General features: G+C 39.3%; 15 protein-coding genes and 1 pseudogene. 13 read left to right on the forward strand and 3 right to left on the reverse strand.

What is annotated here, in order from left to right; genetic code table 11:
- Nucleotides 1-67 precede the first annotated feature (67 nt).
- The 13 genes and pseudogenes from F3G69_RS06910 (at nt 68) to F3G69_RS06970 (ending at nt 11475) form a co-directional block, all read left to right on the forward strand.
- Nucleotides 68-2350: pseudogene (locus F3G69_RS06910) on the forward strand (ribonucleoside triphosphate reductase).
- 84 nt (nt 2351-2434) lie between these two features.
- Nucleotides 2435-3109, forward strand: a complete 675-nt coding sequence (locus F3G69_RS06920; protein ID WP_149714801.1) for an anaerobic ribonucleoside-triphosphate reductase activating protein — start codon at nt 2435-2437, stop codon at nt 3107-3109.
- Nucleotides 3110-3183: 74 nt separating this feature from the next.
- A complete protein-coding gene (locus F3G69_RS06925) occupies nt 3184-4329 on the forward strand; it encodes an iron-containing alcohol dehydrogenase (RefSeq protein ID WP_149714802.1) in 1146 nt (381 codons plus the stop codon).
- A gap of 29 nt (nt 4330-4358) precedes the next feature.
- Complete coding sequence (locus F3G69_RS06930) at nt 4359-5000, forward strand: NAD(P)H-binding protein (protein WP_149714803.1); 642 nt, start codon at nt 4359-4361, stop codon at nt 4998-5000.
- The gene (locus F3G69_RS06935) at nt 4997-5767 is read left to right on the forward strand and encodes an SDR family NAD(P)-dependent oxidoreductase (RefSeq protein ID WP_149714804.1); all 771 of its coding nucleotides are present in this window, start codon (nt 4997-4999) and stop codon (nt 5765-5767) included. Before F3G69_RS06930 ends, F3G69_RS06935 begins: the two co-directional genes overlap by 4 nt.
- A gap of 70 nt (nt 5768-5837) precedes the next feature.
- Nucleotides 5838-7274 carry a subtype B tannase gene (locus tag F3G69_RS06940; protein WP_149714805.1) on the forward strand — a complete coding sequence of 479 codons (1437 nt, stop codon included), beginning with the start codon at nt 5838-5840 and terminating at the stop codon, nt 7272-7274.
- 15 nt (nt 7275-7289) lie between these two features.
- Nucleotides 7290-7970, forward strand: coding sequence for a putative quinol monooxygenase (locus tag F3G69_RS06945; protein WP_149714806.1), 681 nt, complete (start codon nt 7290-7292; stop codon nt 7968-7970).
- Between the two features lie 8 nt (nt 7971-7978).
- A complete protein-coding gene (locus F3G69_RS09475) occupies nt 7979-8326 on the forward strand; it encodes a hypothetical protein (RefSeq protein ID WP_223155890.1) in 348 nt (115 codons plus the stop codon).
- Complete coding sequence (locus F3G69_RS06950) at nt 8311-9549, forward strand: tannase/feruloyl esterase family alpha/beta hydrolase (protein ID WP_262483419.1); 1239 nt, start codon at nt 8311-8313, stop codon at nt 9547-9549. Before F3G69_RS09475 ends, F3G69_RS06950 begins: the two co-directional genes overlap by 16 nt.
- A 15-nt stretch (nt 9550-9564) precedes the next feature.
- Nucleotides 9565-10125: an NAD(P)H-dependent oxidoreductase gene (locus tag F3G69_RS06955; protein ID WP_103600578.1), complete on the forward strand. Its 561-nt coding sequence runs from the start codon at nt 9565-9567 to the stop codon at nt 10123-10125.
- Complete coding sequence (locus F3G69_RS06960) at nt 10122-10346, forward strand: DUF2798 domain-containing protein (protein ID WP_149714807.1); 225 nt, start codon at nt 10122-10124, stop codon at nt 10344-10346. Before F3G69_RS06955 ends, F3G69_RS06960 begins: the two co-directional genes overlap by 4 nt.
- 93 nt (nt 10347-10439) lie before the next feature.
- Nucleotides 10440-11084 (forward strand): ferritin family protein, encoded by a 645-nt coding sequence (locus F3G69_RS06965; RefSeq protein ID WP_002940712.1) that lies wholly within the window; start codon nt 10440-10442, stop codon nt 11082-11084.
- Nucleotides 11085-11184: 100 nt separating this feature from the next.
- Complete coding sequence (locus tag F3G69_RS06970) at nt 11185-11475, forward strand: DUF5339 domain-containing protein (protein ID WP_021091917.1); 291 nt, start codon at nt 11185-11187, stop codon at nt 11473-11475.
- A 31-nt stretch (nt 11476-11506) separates the two neighbouring features.
- On the opposite strand, the gene F3G69_RS06975 is transcribed toward F3G69_RS06970, so the two are convergent.
- The 3 genes from F3G69_RS06975 to ilvD all read right to left on the reverse strand — a co-directional run bounded on the left by F3G69_RS06975 (nt 11507) and on the right by ilvD (nt 16434).
- Nucleotides 11507-13072, reverse strand: coding sequence for a DNA recombination protein RmuC (locus tag F3G69_RS06975; protein WP_149714808.1), 1566 nt, complete (start codon nt 13070-13072; stop codon nt 11507-11509).
- 123 nt (nt 13073-13195) lie between these two features.
- On the reverse strand, nt 13196-14764 hold the full coding sequence (locus tag F3G69_RS06980) for a hypothetical protein (RefSeq protein ID WP_149714809.1): 1569 nt from the start codon (nt 14762-14764) through the stop codon (nt 13196-13198).
- Nucleotides 14761-16434, reverse strand: coding sequence for a dihydroxy-acid dehydratase (gene ilvD / locus F3G69_RS06985; protein WP_149714810.1), 1674 nt, complete (start codon nt 16432-16434; stop codon nt 14761-14763). Before ilvD ends, F3G69_RS06980 begins: the two co-directional genes overlap by 4 nt.
- Nucleotides 16435-16675: the final 241 nt, after the last annotated feature.

A 16675-nucleotide genomic window follows, 5' to 3' on the forward strand; every position in this document is an offset into this window, starting at 1 on the left:
TTGTTTAAGCTTTCTTGTCTTATACTTTTAAACTTTATATTGAAAAATTTAGAAGAAAGAGCGAGTAATGCGTGAGATTTTGAAGAGAGATGGCACAAGACAAGAATTTGTAGCATATAAGATAGTAGATGCGATAAAAAAAGCATTTGCTAGCGAAAATTTAGCTTATGATGAGAAAGTTTTTACAAATGTTGTCCAAGATATCTTTCAAAAGTCAAGCGCGATAACAGTCGAAGACATCCAAGATGCGATCGAAAAAGAGCTATTTAATAGCGGGTATTTCGACGTTTTAAAGAGCTTTATGCTCTACCGCCATACGCATAAGCTTCAGCGTGAGCAAATTTTAGGCCTAAATGACGATACGACTTACATAAATTCAACTCAAACGATAAATGAGTATATAAATGGCACCGACTGGAGAATTTCTGCAAACTCAAATACAAGCTACTCAAACGCAGGCCTTATAAACAACACCGCTGGTAAAGTCATAGCAAACTACTGGCTAGACGCTGTTTATAGCAAAGAAGAGGGACTTGCTCACAGAAATGGTGACTACCACATCCACGACCTTGACTGCCTTACAGGATATTGTGCTGGCTGGAGCTTGCGAGCTTTGTTAAACGAGGGCTTTAACGGCGTTCGTGGCAGAGTTGAGAGCAAAGCGCCAAAGCACTTTAGAGAAGCGCTTTATCAAATGGCAAATTTCTTAGGAATTTTGCAAAGCGAGTGGGCAGGCGCTCAAGCTTTTTCTAGCTTTGATACCTACCTTGCGCCTTATGTTTTTAAAGATGATCTAAGTGACGCTGAGATCAAAAAGGCGATCACTAGCTTTATTTTTAACTTAAATGTACCTGCACGCTGGGGACAAAGCCCATTTACAAACGTAACCATAGATATCACATGCCCAAGCGACCTAAGAGATCAGATCCCAACGAGCGATGATATACACCTCTTTACGAATGTAAAAGATGAGAAAATTTTGAAAAAAGCAAACGAGCGTGGCAGGAAAAATTTAATCGATATGACCTACAAGGATTTCGAGCCTGAAATGGCACGCATAGATAAGGCATTTTACGAGGTTTTAACAGCTGGCGATAAGTGCTCGCAGCCTTTCACATTTCCGATACCAACGGTAAATATTACAGAGGATTTTGATTGGGATAGCGAAGTGGCGGATGTGCTCTTTGAAAATACCGCCAAAATGGGTTCAAGCTACTTTCAAAATTTCATTGGCTCACAATATACTTATGACGAAAATGGCAATAAGATAGAAAACGAAAAAGCCTACAAACCAGGACATGTCCGCTCTATGTGCTGCCGTTTGCAGCTTGATCTAAGAGAGCTTTTAAAACGAGGTGGTGGTCTTTTTGGTAGTGCTGAGATGACAGGCTCGATCGGCGTTGTCACTATAAATTTGGCTCGCCTAGGATACAACTTCAAAGGCGATAAAGTCGCACTTTATAACAGGCTAAGTTATCTTTTGGAGCTTGCTAAATCGACACTTGAAAAGAAGCGTAAATTTATACAAGAGATGTATGACAGAGGGCTTTATCCTTATACAGCTAGATATCTAAAGCACTTTAATAACCACTTTAGCACGATCGGTATAAATGGTATGAACGAACTTCTTAGAAATTTTACAAATGATAAAGAGAATATCTCAACAAAATTTGGACGCGATTTTGCTATTGAGATGGTTGAGTTTTTGCGCGATAAGATAAGGACATTTCAAGAAGAGACTGGAAATTTATATAACCTTGAGGCGACTCCAGCTGAAGGCACAACATACCGCTTTGCCAAAGAGGATAAAAAGCGCTATCCAGACATTATCCAAGCAGGTGGTGGGGAGAATATTTACTATACAAACTCAACCCAACTTCCAGCAAATTTTACAGATGATGCTTACGAGGCACTTGATTTACAAGATGATCTTCAGACTTCATATACTGGCGGCACAGTATTTCACCTTTATATGAAAGAAAGGATCAGCTCACCTAAAGCTTGCAAGGAGCTTGTAAAGAGCATAATCTCAAATTATAAGCTTCCATATATCACGATAACGCCTGTATTTAGCGTTTGTTCAAAACATGGTTACATTGCTGGAGAGCATGAATTTTGTCCGCTTTGCGATGCAGAATTAATAGAAAAAGAGAAAAACAATTCCAAATAAGGAGAGGAAATGACAGAAAAAGAAATTTTAGAAAAAGTACAAGACAAACGCACAAAATGCGTAGTCTATACTCGTGTTATGGGTTATCATCGCCCAGTTGAGAGCTTTAACCTTGGTAAAAAAGGCGAGCATAAAGAGCGTATTAAATTTGATGAATACGCAAGTTGCTGCAAAAGATAATCACCGCAGCTAATAAAAACATAAAAACTCAAATAAAAAAGGCACAATCTTCTGTGCCTTTTAAATCTCAAAAGGTTCATAAATTTGCATAAAGTCTTTAGTATAACGCCATTTACTACGCTTGATTATCCAGACAAAGTGGCTGCGGTAGTTTGGTTTGCAGGCTGTAATATGCGATGCGTGTATTGCTACAATATAGAAGTTGTAAATTCAAATGGCAATATAGAAATGGCTGAGGTTTGTAACTTTTTAGACCGCCGTATAGGCAAGCTAAATGGCATCGTCTTTAGCGGCGGCGAATGCACAGCAAATCCTTTGTTTTTAAAACTTGCAAGAGAGGTTAAGTCAAGAAATTTTTGCCTAAAGGTTGATACAAATGGCTCTCATATTGAGATTTTAAAAGAGGCGATAGGCGAAGGGCTGATTGACTATATCGCACTTGATTTTAAAGCGCCAAAAGAGAAATTTGCAGGCGTAACTGGCTCAAATTTATATGAAAAATTTATTAGCACGCTAAAATATCTGCTTGAGATAAATTTCGATTTTGAAGTAAGAACAACCGTGCATGCAGATTTTTTAGATGAAGCAGATATTTCTTTGATGTCTGAAATTCTTTATGACCTTGGATATAGAGGCAATTATTATTTGCAAAAATTCCTTAGCACAGGTGAAAATTTTGGAAATTTAGTTGATGCTAAAAGTAGCTTTGATCCGAAAAAAATCATCTCAAAACTTCCTGTCAAACTAAGAAATTTTTAAATTTCTACTCATTATTTTTAACAAAAATTTTTGCTTTGCAAAACTATAATCATTAAAACTAATAAGGAGAAAATATGCAAAATTTTAGCTTTTTAAACCCTACAAAAATAGAATTTGGCAAAGACAAAGAGCAAAGTATCGGCAGATACATGAAAGAATTTGGCGTTAAAAAGACGCTTATCATCTATGGCAGCGATAGGATCATAAAAAATGGCCTTTTTGATGTCGCAGCAAAGAGTCTAAGTGCAAATGGTATAGAGTTTTGTGCGATCGGTGGTGTAAAAAGCAATCCAGTGTTAAGCAAGGTAAAAGAGGCTATAAATTTAGCCAGAAGCGAGGGCGTCGATAGTGTGCTAGCCATTGGCGGAGGCTCGGTGCTTGATAGCGCCAAGGCTGTGGCTGCTGGAGTTAAATATAATGGCGACGTTTGGGACTTTTTTACCGGTAAAGATCCAAGAGAAGCGCTTATGATCTTTGACATCATAACGCTTGCAGCAACTGGCTCAGAGATGAACGGCGGCTCGGTCGTCACAAACGAAGCCACGAAACAGAAATTTGCTATGCACGGAGCTTGTCTTTACCCAAAAGTATCGGTGGTAAATCCACTACTTCAAGCAAGTGTAAGCAAGGAGTATTTGGTCTATTCGGCTTCAGACATCATTGCTCACAGCATAGAGGGCTACTTTACGGCGAGCATCCAGCCTGAGATTATAAATTTATACATCGAAGCAAACATAAAAACAGTCATGAAAACGACAGAAATTTTACTAAAAGAGCCAGACAATTATGATGCTAGAGGCGAGTTTGCTTGGGCTGCTACGATGGCGCTAAATGGCTTAACTTACGTTGGCACAGCTGGCTACTCTTATCCAAATCACATGATCGAGCACGCCATAGGTGCGGTCGTGGACTGCGCGCATGGGGCTGGACTAAGTGTCGTGATGCCAGCTTGGATGAAGTGGTATAAGAGTAGAAATTTAGAGGCGTTTAAGCGTTTTGGCAAAGAAATTTTTGGCGTGGATGACGCAGACGCAGGCATAGAGAAATTAAAAGAGTGGTTTAGTAAGATTGGCACGCCAACAAGCCTAATTGAGATCGGCGTAGATGAGATAAATTTAGACGAGATCATGGCGCTAGTTTATGACTACGCCAAGAGTAGGGGCTTGGAGCAAATTTATACAAAAGAGGCCATAAGTGAAATTTTTGCCTTAGCGAGATAGAATTTATCTAAATTTTACAAAGGAAAGATATGAAAAAGATCGCCCTTATAGCTGGAGCTAGCGGTGCTTTGGGAAGTGAGATTTTAAAAAATTTATGCGTGAGCGAGCATTATAGTAAGGTTATTGCCCTTGCTAGGCATGAGCTAGAATTTACTCACGAAAAGCTTGAAGTAAAAGTAATAAATTTTGACGAGCTAAAAGACGAGGTGCCATTTATCGCTGATGACGTCTTTTGCGCGCTTGGCACGACGATGAAAGCGGCAAAGCACAAAGAGCAGTTTTATAAAGTCGATGTGACCTATCCGATAAATTTTGCCAAATTTGGCTTGGAGTGTGGCGCAAAACGCTTTGTTTTACTCTCGGCTGCAGGTGCTAGCAGAAAGTCAGGCTCATTTTACCTAAAGGCAAAAGGTCAAGCAGAAGCAAAGATAAAAGAGCTTGGATATAGCTCATTTCATATCGCCAGACTGCCACTTATCGAGGCTGAGAGGAAAGAATTTAGACTTGGCGAGTACATGGCGATAAAGGCGTTTAAATTTATCCCAAAAGGCTTTTTTGACGAGTATAGACCGATGAGAGCGGCTGATATCGCTAAAGTGATCGTGCAAGTAGCGCAAGATGACCACAGCGAGGGTGTCAAAATTTATAGTCCGATGGAGTATGCGAAGTGAAAAGATATATCGCCATCACTGGAGCAAGCTCAGGCATAGGAGCGGCCGCGGCAAAGGCATTTGCAAGGCGTGGGGAGAATTTGATCCTTGTTGCAAGGCGGGGCGAGCTTTTAAAGGAGCTAAAAAGCGAGATAGCTAAATTTGCAAATGTCGATGTGTTTATAGAGCTTTGTGACCTTTCGAAGCAAGAAAACGCCATTTCTCTTTGGCGTAATTTAGAAAAATTTGAGCTAAAAGCGCTTATAAACAACGCTGGTTTTGGTGACTACAACAAGGTCTGCGAGCAAAATTTAGACAAAATCACGCAGATGATAAATTTAAACATCATCTCACTTGTCACGCTCTCAACGCTCTTTACTAAAAAATACAAAGACAAAGATACACAGCTCATCAATATCTCTTCAATAGGTGGCTACAAGATCGTACCAAATGCCGTCACATACTGCGCTAGCAAATTTTTCGTAAGTGCCTTTAGCGAGGGACTTTACCACGAGCTAGCACAGGACAAGCAGGCAAAAATGCAGGCTAAAGTGCTAGCTCCAGCTGCCACAAAAACAGAATTTGGCATGGTAGCAACTAGCAAAGAGAGCTACGATTACGACAAGGCGTTTAAAAAGTACCACACGAGTGAGCAGATGGCGGAGTTTTTGCTTCGCCTTTATGATAGCCATTGCTGCGTTGGCGCGGTCGATAGAGATAGCTTTGAGTTTAGTCTAAGTAGTCCTAAATTTGACTACGCGATCAAATACGAGCCAAAAGATAACTAGGCGCTAAAGCCCTGGTAGCCTACGCCAAGGCTAGTAAAGCAAAAAGTAGGACAAAATGAAAAGGCAGATCATGAAAGGCGTTAGAGTTGCTATTTTAGGGGTTTGTTTAGTAGGTGCTTGCTTTGGAAATGAACTTAAATTTGACGAGAGCAAGTTTGAGCTAAAAAGCGTGCAAGTTGGCGATAGGATGCTTAAATTTAGAGCCTATGAAGGCATAGTCTATGTGGCAAAGCCAGTTAGCGACTATCAGGTCTTAAATTTTTATGTGCCAGAGGGTAAATTTAGCGACCAAAAAGGGGCTATTTTTATGCCAAACGCTATCGGCGGCTATATGAGCGCAATGCCACCAAAGCCAGAGCTTCAAAACGAAAAGCCAAATGCCACTCTTGAAGCACTTCTTAGAGGTTATGTCGTGGCAAGCGTTGGCGCTAGGGGCAGGACGCTAAAAGATGGCGAGAAATTTATCGGCAAAGCGCCGGCTGCGATAGTTGATCTAAAAGCGGCCGTTAGATATCTTAAATTTAACGACAAATTTATGCCAGGCGACGCAAATAAGATCATCTCAAACGGCACGAGCGCGGGCGGTGCGATGTCGGCACTTCTTGGCACAAGCGCAAATGCAAAAGAGTATGAGCCATATCTTAAAGAGCTAGGTGCTGCAAAGGCGGACGATCAAATTTATGCCGTCTCAGCCTACTGCCCTGTGACAAATTTAGAGCATGAGGACGAGGCGTATGAGTGGATGTTTGGGGATTTGGATAAATTTGAAAGGATTGATTTTGCAAGTCTTGATGCAAGCATTTTTAACGACAGGAGCAAAAAGCCAAAGATGATCACAGGCGAACTAAATGCCACGCAAAAAGAGCTCTCACGCGAGCTAAAGAGTAAATTTCCAGCCTATCTAAACTCGCTAAATTTAAAAGACACCAAAGGTCACGCGCTAAGCCTTGATGAAAACGGCGAGGGCAGTTTCAAAGAGTATATAAACGCCCTTATCTCAAAGGCATTTACCGCTACAAAAAGCAACGACAAAAGCACGCTCACGCCTAAATTTATCACGCTTGATACGCAGGGCTGCTCGCTTGGATATACGTTTAAGCTAGAAGACTTCATCGCTTCGCTAAAACGCGCCAAAGCGGTGGTTGCCTTTGACGGATTTGGGCTAGAAAATCCTGAAAATGACCTTTTTGGCGATAGCAAAACGCCTGCAAAGCACTTTACTAAATTTGCAAAAGAGCGAAGCGAGGGCGAAATGGCGGAGGCTAGCGTCATAAAGATGATGAATGCGATGAACTACGTCAAAAATAAAAATTCGGTGAAATTTTACCGCATAAGACAGGGCACAAACGACACCGACTTAGCCCTTGCCGTACCTGCTATGCTCGCGCTTTCGCTTAAAAATGCTGGCAAAGAGGTTGATTTTGAAGCGGTCTGGGGACAAGGACATGGCGGCGACTACGATTTAGACGAGCTTTTTGCTTGGATTAAAAGAGTGGTTGAGAAATAAATTTAAGGAAATTTGATGATTAAAAAGCTATTTTTATTAGTATTTTCGGCAGCTTTTGCCTTTGGGGCGGAGGCGAAAGTGAGCTTACAGGAGCTGCTTTCAACGCCAAATAACAAGAGCTTGCTGAGACAGCTTGGCAGGGAAAAAATACTAAGCTCAAAGAGCGAGCCAGGCACGCAGGCGATCTTTTTTGCGAGCGCAAAGAGCAAGCCGGAGCTGTTTTATGTGCTTGAGTTTTACGAGGACGAGGCGGCTTATAAAAAGCATATAAGCTCAGCGCATTTTAAGAAATTTGCAAGCGCAAGCGCTGAAATTTTAGCTAGCAAAAAGGCTATCAGCGTGAAAAAGAGGGCTGCTTTTTCTAAAAATTTAACGCCAGAGCGCCTAAAAGATGCCTACTTTCACATCACAAATTTAAACCTTTTAGCAAAGAGTGATGCGAAATTTGAAAAGATCATCAAAAAATATATGCAAAAAAGCGTAGATGAGGGCGCTTACGCGCAGTTTGCCTTTAGTCAAAAAGAGGCACCAAACAAGTGGGTGCTGGTTGAAATTTACAAAGACGAGGCTAGCTTTGAGAGCTACCGCCACAGCGAAAACTACAAAGCCTACGCCAAAGAGCGAGCTGGGCTAATAGATGAATTTGACGGCTTTGGACTAAAAAACGAGATCTCATTTAGCAAGGTAAAATTTTAGGAGATGTTATGAATAAAATTTCACTTTTTTGCGCACTAGCACTCATTGGCAGCACGGCTTTTGCCCTTGATAGGGCAGGATGCGAGAGTTTAAAAGACGCGAAAATTTTAAACAACGAGATGATAGATGCGGTGTGGAATGAGAGTGGCGAAGTATCAGCCGATAAGATGTCTGCGCTAACTGGCGGCAGTAAAAATAATATCAAATCAAAGCCTCACTGCGTGGTGCATGGCAAACTCTATAAACGCACCGGAAGTGATGGCAAAGAGTATGCGATAGACTATGAGCTAAGGCTGCCAGAGCAGTGGAATGAGAAATTTTATTTCAAGGTGGCGGCGGCATGGACGGCTTTGTAGCGCCTGCTCTTGGTGCAGTACCGATACGAACAAGCACAGCCACGCCAGCGCTTCTTAGAGGCTACGCGGTAGTTACAACAAACTCAGGTCACCCAAAACCAACGGCTGAGTTTGGGCTAGATCAGCAAGCAAGGCTAGACTACGCCTATCAGGCGATCGGCAAGGTCACGGACGCATCTAAGCAAATTTTAGCCGCCGCATACGCCAAAAAGCCAAAACATAGCTACTTCATGGGCTGCTCAAATGGCGGCAGGGCAGCGCTCATAGCAGCCCAGCGTTATCCGCTAGAATTTGATGGCGTCATCGCTGCAAACCCTGGCTTTAGGCTATCTCGCGCGGCGATCGCTCAGCAGTGGGACAACCAAGCCCTTATGAAGATAGCTCCGAAAAATGAAAAAGGCGAGAAAATTTTTGCAAATGCCCTAACTAAGGACGACCTTGATAAGCTAAGCCACGCTGTGCTAGAAAAATGTGACGCCTTAGACGGGTTAAAAGATGGGATCATGAATGCTTGGGAAGCGTGCAAATTTGATCCAAAAGGTCTAAATTTAGCAAAGCAAAAGATAGCGGCGATAGAGAAAATCTTTAACGGAGCCAAAAACAGCAAGGGCGAGCAAATTTATAGCGGCTGGTTTTACGACTCAGGCGTGAGTGCTGAGGGCTGGAGGCAGTGGAAGCTAGGCGACTCACAAAACGCTAAGCCAAACGCTAGAAACATCACGCTTTCAAGCGGCTCGGTGAATTACTACTTTTTGACACCAGCGCAGCCAAATTTTGACACGATAAATTTCGACTTTGACAAAGACACGCCAAAGACTTTCGAGACCGCAGCGATAAATGACGCTATCTCAACAAGTCTTAGCACATTTAGCGCAAATGGCGGCAAGCTCATCATAGTAACTGGCGTCTCAGACCCAGTTTTCTCAGCAAAAGATCAAAGGGACTGGTTTAAAAAGCTAGAGGCTGATAATGAAAATAGCCAAAATTTCGCGGCATTTTTTGCGCTACCTGGGATGAATCACTGCGGTGGTGGCAACGGCATAGATGACGTGGATCCTTTAGGCGCGCTTGAAGCGTGGCATGAAAAGGGCGAAGCGCCAAAGAGCATGCTAGCTAAGAGTAAGACCTACGCTGGCAAGGAATTTTTAGTGTGTGCCTATCCAAAAGTGGCTACATGCGTGGGCGGAGATACCAGCAAGGCAAGTAGCTTTGTTTGTAAGTAAATTTAAGGAGAGAAAATGAGTGAAATTTTAGTTGTATCAGGTCACACTGACCTTGAAAATTCCTTTGCAAATAAGATAATTTTGAGCGAGCTAAAAAAGCAGGTGCCAGAGGCTAAATTTGACATACTAAGCGAGCTTTATAAAAACTACGTGATCGATGTAAAAGCCGAGCAAGAAAAGCTAGTAAAGGCTGATATGATCGTGCTTGTTTATCCATTTTTCTGGTACGGCGTGCCATCGCTTTTACAAAAGTGGTTTGAAGATGTGCTAGTTCATGGCTTCTCTCATGGCAGCAGCGGAGATAAGCTACGTGGCAAGAAGCTGGTGCTTTCATTTACCTCTGGCGCGCCTGAGGAGCTTTATAAAAAAGAGGCGCTTCAGCGATACGAGATAGAGGAGTTTTTGCCACCGCTTAAGGCGTTAGCAAATATGTGTGGTATGGAGTTTGCAGGCTATGTTTATAGCGGAGGACTATCATATCAGAGTAGGCACGATGAGGCAAAGCTTGCTTTGATGAGGCAAAAGGCACTTGATCATGCAAAAAGGTTAGGGGAGCTGATAGGCAAAATTTCATGATACCAGTAAAATTTTATAAATATGTTTTTGCGTTTATAATGTCAGCATTTATGGCTTTTTTTATGTCATTTGTGCTGACATATCTAAACCTTGGTTTTGTTGATGGCTTTGTAAAAATTTGGCTAACTGCTTATGTAAAAGCCTTTGTAGTAGCGTATCCTGTGCTTTTGCTAGTCTCTCCATTTGTAACAAAACTCACACAAACTTTATGTAAAAAATAAAATAATAATATACGTTATCAATAAAAATTATTATTTACTTATTTTAATTATTTGGTTATAATCTGCTCAAATTTTATCAAAATAGGAGTCAAAATGAGACAGTACGAAACATACAAATGCGAAAAATGCGGCAACGAGATCGAGGTACAAAAAGTTGGTGGCGGCACACTAACCTGTTGCGGCGAAGAGATGAAATGTGTGACTGAAAATTTAACAGCGGTAAATTTAATGAAGGCATTTGCTGGCGAGTCACAAGCTAGAAACAAGTACGAGCTTTACGGCGATCTAGCCAAAGAAGCAGGCTATCACGCGATAGCTAGACACTTTTACGAAGCAGCTGAAAACGAGAAATGGCACGCAAGGGCTGAGTTTAAGAAGTATCACGAGATGATGAACGATCCGATAGATAAGATGGATAAAAATTTACTTGATGCGGCAGCTGGCGAAAACTATGAGCATACGACGATGTATCCAGACTTTGCAAAGATCGCAAAAGAAGAAGAGCTAAGAGATGTTGAAAGGCTATTTAACGCTATCGGCAAGGTTGAGGTTGAGCATGAGAGAGAGTATTTAGAGCTTAAAAAGATGCTTGATGAAGAGGGCTTTTTTGAGAGCGATGAGGAAGATATCTGGGTTTGTGAGGTGTGCGGACACGTTCACAGAGGTAAAAAAGCTCCAGGTGCTTGCCCACTTTGCAAAGCTCCAAAAGAGTATTTTAAACGCGAATTTCTAGGCTAAAAAGCCAAAATAGCCAAGGTGTTTACCTTGACTATTAATTTAAGTTATAAAATATTATAAAAATGATACAATCCTTTCAAATTTTCACAAGGAGAAAGAGATGAAAAAATCACTTTTAGTTTTAGCTACTCTTGGCTTTGCACTAAGCCTAAACGCTGCAGATCTTACAGATACTTGCAAATCATACTTCTCAGACATCGATAAGATGGTTGAAGCTTACAAAAAAGCTGGTCAAGATCAACAAGTAAAAATTTATGAAGATCAAAAGAAACAATCAATGGATCAACTTGCTGCACTTCCAAAAGAGCAACAAGACGCTACTTGCAAACAAGCTAAAGAGATGTTTGCTCAAGTAATGGAACAAATGAAAAAACAAGGTCTTTTAAAATAAATTTTTTATGGCTAGTTTTTCTAGCCATATCCTAATCCTCTTTTTCTAATTCGTTATTTACGCCGATCTCTTTTACTTCTATATCTTTTTGATCGTCCGGAGACAAGCGTTTAAAATTTTCAAGTCTACTAACAAGACCATCTCTACCACTAAAACTTGATGCAAGGGAGTTAAAATGTTTATTTGCAGTATTTAGTGTATTGCTAAGTCTATTCATGTGCTCGGCTACATTGCGGACTTTATCATAAATTTTAATCGCACTCTTTACGATATTTTTAGCCTCTTCATTGCCACGCTCTATGCGCCATAAATTTGCCACTGTGCGAAGAATAGGCATAAGCGTAGTGTGAGAAACTAGTATTACGCGCTTTTGAAATGCGTAGTCAAAAAGAGAACTATCAAATTTCATAGCTTCGATATATGCTGGCTCAATTGGTATAAACATCAACACAAAATCAGGGCTATCAGGCACTATATCACCGTAATTTTTGCTATTTAAGCTATCTATGTGATTTTTTATAGAAGCAATATGCTCTTTTAATGCTAAATTTAGCTCCTCTTCGTTGCTAGCTGTGATAGCCTTTTCGTAAGCTATAAGTGAGACTTTAGAATCAACTATTAGATGCTTGCCATCTGGTATCTTTACTATAAAATCAGGAATAAGACGTTTGCCTTCTTCGTTTTTGAAATTTTGTTGCGTCAAGTAATGCTCATCTTTTACAAGTCCAGAAGCCTCAAATGTGCGTTCAAGCTGTATTTCACCCCAGTTTCCAAGTGTTTTATTGCTACCTTTTAATGCAGTGGCTAGTGAGTTTGCCTCTTTTGACATTGAGATACCAATCTCACTTATGTGCTTAATCTGCATCCCTAGCGCGCTCATGCCTTTAACTGATTCGTCGTGGACTGCATTTACACGCTCTTGAAAGGTTGAAATTTGCTCCTTTAGTGGCTTTAGTAAAAGATCTAAAGAATTTTGGTTATTTTGTGTGAAATTCGCACTTTTTTCTTCAAATATTTTATTTGCAAGATTAGAAAATTCCAAATTTAACTCATTTTTCACTTTTAATAAATTTGCCTCTTGCTCTTTTAGGCTATTTTCTTTTGCTTCTATTTCATTTCTAAGCACAGCCATATCACGTTTTAATCTATTTTCTCTCTCGCTCGCTTCAGCTAAAGCATTTTTATTTTGATTTAGCTCAGCTAGTGTTGCAGTGAAATTTGCCTCGTTATTCTTGGCCCTTTCATTTGCTGTACCGATACTCTCTTTAAGCTCGTTTATCACGTGCTCCATCGCATCTTCAGCTTCGTCTTTTTGTGCTATTTTGGTTTTTAACGCATCGATCTCACTGATGAGCTCGTCTATTCGCTCGTGATTTGACATAAGCCTTGCTTTTTGCTCGCTAATTAGTTGCAGATTTTCACTATTTTTAGATACTAAATTTGTTAGATTTGATGAAATTTCAAAATTTTCTTGCTCTTTTTGTGTCAAATTTCTTTTTAGCTCGAGTTTGTCTCTATTAAATGAATAGATGACAAATATCGCAATCAAAAAAAGAATTGTTAAAGCAACTGTGCTGTAAAAGTATATATCAGGCATTAGTATCCTTAAAAAGTAGTATCAATTTATATTTTTATCTATTTTAAAATTTATAAAGTATTGTTTTTTGTCGAATTTTATATTTTTAAATATAGTGTGATAATTTTTTATTGTTGCATTATTTTATTTTTTATTAACCATATAACAAGCTATTGTTGTGTTTTGATCGCACTTAGGTAAGTTAAAATTTGCCACACTTTCTATTGTTGTATTGAAGTCATTTTTTGCTATAAGGGCTTGGTAATAAGACTCATCTGCTGCCTTTAATACAACAAATAAGTTATTTATGTCTATTTTGCTTTTGCTTTCGTTTTCTATACATGTTAAGTTGTAATCATGAAAACAAGTTGGAAGTTTTAAAATATCATTTTTTAATGTGTCAGCGTTAAAAGATACGTTGTCAAAATAATTACCAATTCTTTCTGCTCTTATGATATTTTTATTGAAAAAAAATGCAAAAATAACTGAAATTACTATTAGTGTTATAAAGATGCCTTTGTATGACAGGTTTGGAGAGAAACTTAGCATACGTAAAAACAATAATAATAAAATCGTATATATAAAAAATATAAAATTTATTTCCTTGTATATTGAATAAACACATAATGTCAGTGTTGTATCTACTAAAATAAACAATAATATTAGATAAAAATCTATAAAAAAATCTTTCCAATTTATACAACAAAATAAACATATAATTACTAATATATAGTATGCAGACAGAATGTTTTGTAAATTTTCAAAAATGAAATTCATAATGCCAATTTCGCTGAAATATTGTAGGAGGTTTTCTGTTTGTGTAAGAAAAGGTATAAATAAAAAGACAAAGAAATATATTTGGCTAAAAGCAAAACCAAAAGAGACTGTTTTAGATTTTTTAACACCATTGATATAGATTTTATAAATAAAATAATTTGATGAGGATAAAAAAATAATGACAATCAATAGTAGCAGCGCATAGTCAAAGCCAACTTTAATTATTTTGTACTCTGATAAACTTGGCATATAATTTATTGTAAAAAATGTATATAGCCAATACACAGCGTATCCAAATATAGTAAGGCCTAGAACTAAGAAACCTATATATTTAGCTATATTTGATTCCATACTATAAAAATCATAAAACAGTGATTTGCTAAAATGGTTGTTTAGCTGTGTGGAACTGTTGCTATAAAATTCTGCAACAAAATTTTTGTATAACAAGCTTTCTTTTTCTAAATACGAAATGCTTAATTTTTCTAGTTCTTTGGTATCAGTACTCTTTTTGTATTTGTGAATTATTTCTATTTCTTCGTTTAATAGCTTGATATTCTTAGCTCGCTTTAATTTTTTAGCATATATAAATTTTTTATTTATTGAGTTTATGTTGTTATTGTGTAAAAAATTTAAATCATCTAAAATAGTATTTAATTTTTTTATAGATTTCTCTGATAAAAATTTATAGTCGCTTTGCTTTGTAAAGTCTAAAATTATTTTTTTTATTTTTAAGATATTGTTTTTATTTTTTAAACATTCTGAGACTAAATTTTTTAATATGCTATTTTCAGCATATGAATTGCTAGAATTACATAATTCGTTAAGAGCATTGTTGACTTTAAATATATAAAATCGTTGATGGCTAAGATCATTTTGTCTTAGCTCATCTAGTTCTTTTTTTGCTTCATCCAGTTGTTTGTCAGAAAGAGTCATCATGCCTCTAATATCGCTCCGTTGCTTGCGTTTGTGACTAGTTTGCGGTACTGCCTTAGCCAGCGAGAGGTTAGCGGTTTATCAACTGGCTTAAATTCCGCTCTTCTCTTTGCGATCTCAGCCTCGCTTAGGCGAACGTTTATCTCGTATTTATCGACGTCTATATCGATGATATCGCCATCTTGTAGCAAGCCTATCATGCCGCCCTCAGCTGCTTCTGGGCTTACGTGGCCGATGCTTAGACCTCTTGTCGCCCCGCTAAAGCGACCATCTGTGATGAGCGCTACGTCCGCACCAAGTCCTCGTCCCATGATAAGCGAAGTAGGGCTTAGCATCTCTTGCATACCAGGGCCTCCGCGTGGGCCTTCGTAGCGGATGACGACGACATCGCCTTTATCTACTTTGCCGCTTGAGATGCCAGCTATTGCTTCATCTTGTGAGTTAAAGCAGACCGCTTTGCCGCTAAATTTACGCTCGCCAACGATGCCAGCTGTCTTGATTACACAGCCTTGCTCGGCTAAATTTCCAAATAAAATGGCAAGTCCGCCAACTTGAGAGTAGGCATTTTCCACCTTGTGGATGATGCTTTCATCTTTGATGTCACTTACCTTGACACGCTCTCCTAAAGTTTCTCCGCTAACTGTGAGATTGTCTAAAATTAGCATGCCATTATCTCTGCGTGAAATTTCTTTTATAACTGCATTCATGCCACCAGCTCTACCGATGTCCTCCATGTGCACATTTGGTAAGCTTGGGCTGATCTTAGCGATGTGAGCGATGTTTTGGCTGATTTTATTTAGCTCTTTGATGTCTAAATTTACGCCAGCCTCTCTTGAGATGGCTAGCATGTGAAGAACGGTGTTGCTGCTGCCACCCATCGCCATATCAACGACAAGCGCGTTGCGGATCGCTTTTTCATTTAGTATGTTTCTGATTTTAAATTTCTCATCAAGTGCGATCTCACAGATCCTGCGAGCAGCCTGCCTGATGAGCTCTTCGCGTTCAGGGGTTAGCGCTAGGATGGTGCCATTGCCAGGGAGAGCTATGCCCATTGCTTCGCAAAGTGTGTTCATAGAATTTGCCGTAAACATACCGCTGCAGCTGCCACCACTCGGACATGCGTTGCACTCGATATCTCTTAGCTCGGCCTCGTCTATCTCTTTGGTCTCAAATTTACCAACCGCCTCAAACGCAGTCGCAAGATCTATCGGCTTGCCATCTTTTGTGTAGCCCTTTTTCATTGGGCCACCGCTTACAAACACGGTTGGTACATTTACTCTTAAAGCACCCATAACCATGCCAGGGACGATCTTGTCGCAGTTTGGCATACAAACAAGTGCGTCAAGTGCATGAGCGTTCATCACGGTTTCTATCGAGTTTGCGATGATTTCGCGGCTAGGCAAGCTATATAGCATGCCGCCATGCCCCATCGCGATGCCGTCATCTACGCCGATGCAGTTAAACTCAAATGGAATACAGCCATTTTTGCGAATTTCATCTTTTAAAATTTGTGCATATTTATTTAAGAAAAAGTGCCCAGGTATGATCTCTATAAAGCTGTTTGCAACGCCGATAAAGGGTTTAGCAAAGTCATCGTCTTTTAGCCCAGTCGCACGCAAAAGTGAACGGTGCGGAGCTCTTGTGTAGCCTTTTTTGATTATATCGCTTCTCAAATTTGATCCTTTTTTAAAATTTGAGAGGATTTTATCACATATAAAGTGTCAAAGATTTTAAAAAAATTTTGCAAATTTAAAAATTTTTTTATTACATAAATAACACATTAAATTTTTAAAATTTAGTCAAAAAGGATGAGCTAAATAGCTGCGAAATTTCGGTAATTTTAATCAAAGCAGTATGCAAAATAATAACGTAAAAATATTATCAATGTGTTATAAATATTGATTTATAGGGCTT

The organism is Campylobacter concisus, from assembly GCF_902460625.1.
Classification (GTDB): domain Bacteria; phylum Campylobacterota; class Campylobacteria; order Campylobacterales; family Campylobacteraceae; genus Campylobacter_A; species Campylobacter_A concisus_AD.

Excerpts from the sequence above, each read along its gene's own strand:
- F3G69_RS06925 (WP_149714802.1), top strand. The coding sequence starts at position 3,184 with ATGCAAAATTTTAGCTTTTTAAACCCTACAAAAATAGAATTTGGCAAA.
- F3G69_RS06930 (WP_149714803.1), top strand. The coding sequence starts at position 4,359 with ATGAAAAAGATCGCCCTTATAGCTGGAGCTAGCGGTGCTTTGGGAAGT.
- F3G69_RS06940 (WP_149714805.1), top strand. The coding sequence starts at position 5,838 with ATGAAAGGCGTTAGAGTTGCTATTTTAGGGGTTTGTTTAGTAGGTGCT.
- F3G69_RS06945 (WP_149714806.1), top strand. The coding sequence starts at position 7,290 with ATGATTAAAAAGCTATTTTTATTAGTATTTTCGGCAGCTTTTGCCTTT.
- F3G69_RS09475 (WP_223155890.1), top strand. The coding sequence starts at position 7,979 with ATGAATAAAATTTCACTTTTTTGCGCACTAGCACTCATTGGCAGCACG.
- F3G69_RS06950 (WP_262483419.1), top strand. The coding sequence starts at position 8,311 with ATGGACGGCTTTGTAGCGCCTGCTCTTGGTGCAGTACCGATACGAACA.
- F3G69_RS06955 (WP_103600578.1), top strand. The coding sequence starts at position 9,565 with ATGAGTGAAATTTTAGTTGTATCAGGTCACACTGACCTTGAAAATTCC.
- F3G69_RS06960 (WP_149714807.1), top strand. The coding sequence starts at position 10,122 with ATGATACCAGTAAAATTTTATAAATATGTTTTTGCGTTTATAATGTCA.
- F3G69_RS06965 (WP_002940712.1), top strand. The coding sequence starts at position 10,440 with ATGAGACAGTACGAAACATACAAATGCGAAAAATGCGGCAACGAGATC.
- F3G69_RS06970 (WP_021091917.1), top strand. The coding sequence starts at position 11,185 with ATGAAAAAATCACTTTTAGTTTTAGCTACTCTTGGCTTTGCACTAAGC.
- F3G69_RS06975 (WP_149714808.1), bottom strand. The coding sequence starts at position 13,072 with ATGCCTGATATATACTTTTACAGCACAGTTGCTTTAACAATTCTTTTT.
- F3G69_RS06980 (WP_149714809.1), bottom strand. The coding sequence starts at position 14,764 with ATGATGACTCTTTCTGACAAACAACTGGATGAAGCAAAAAAAGAACTA.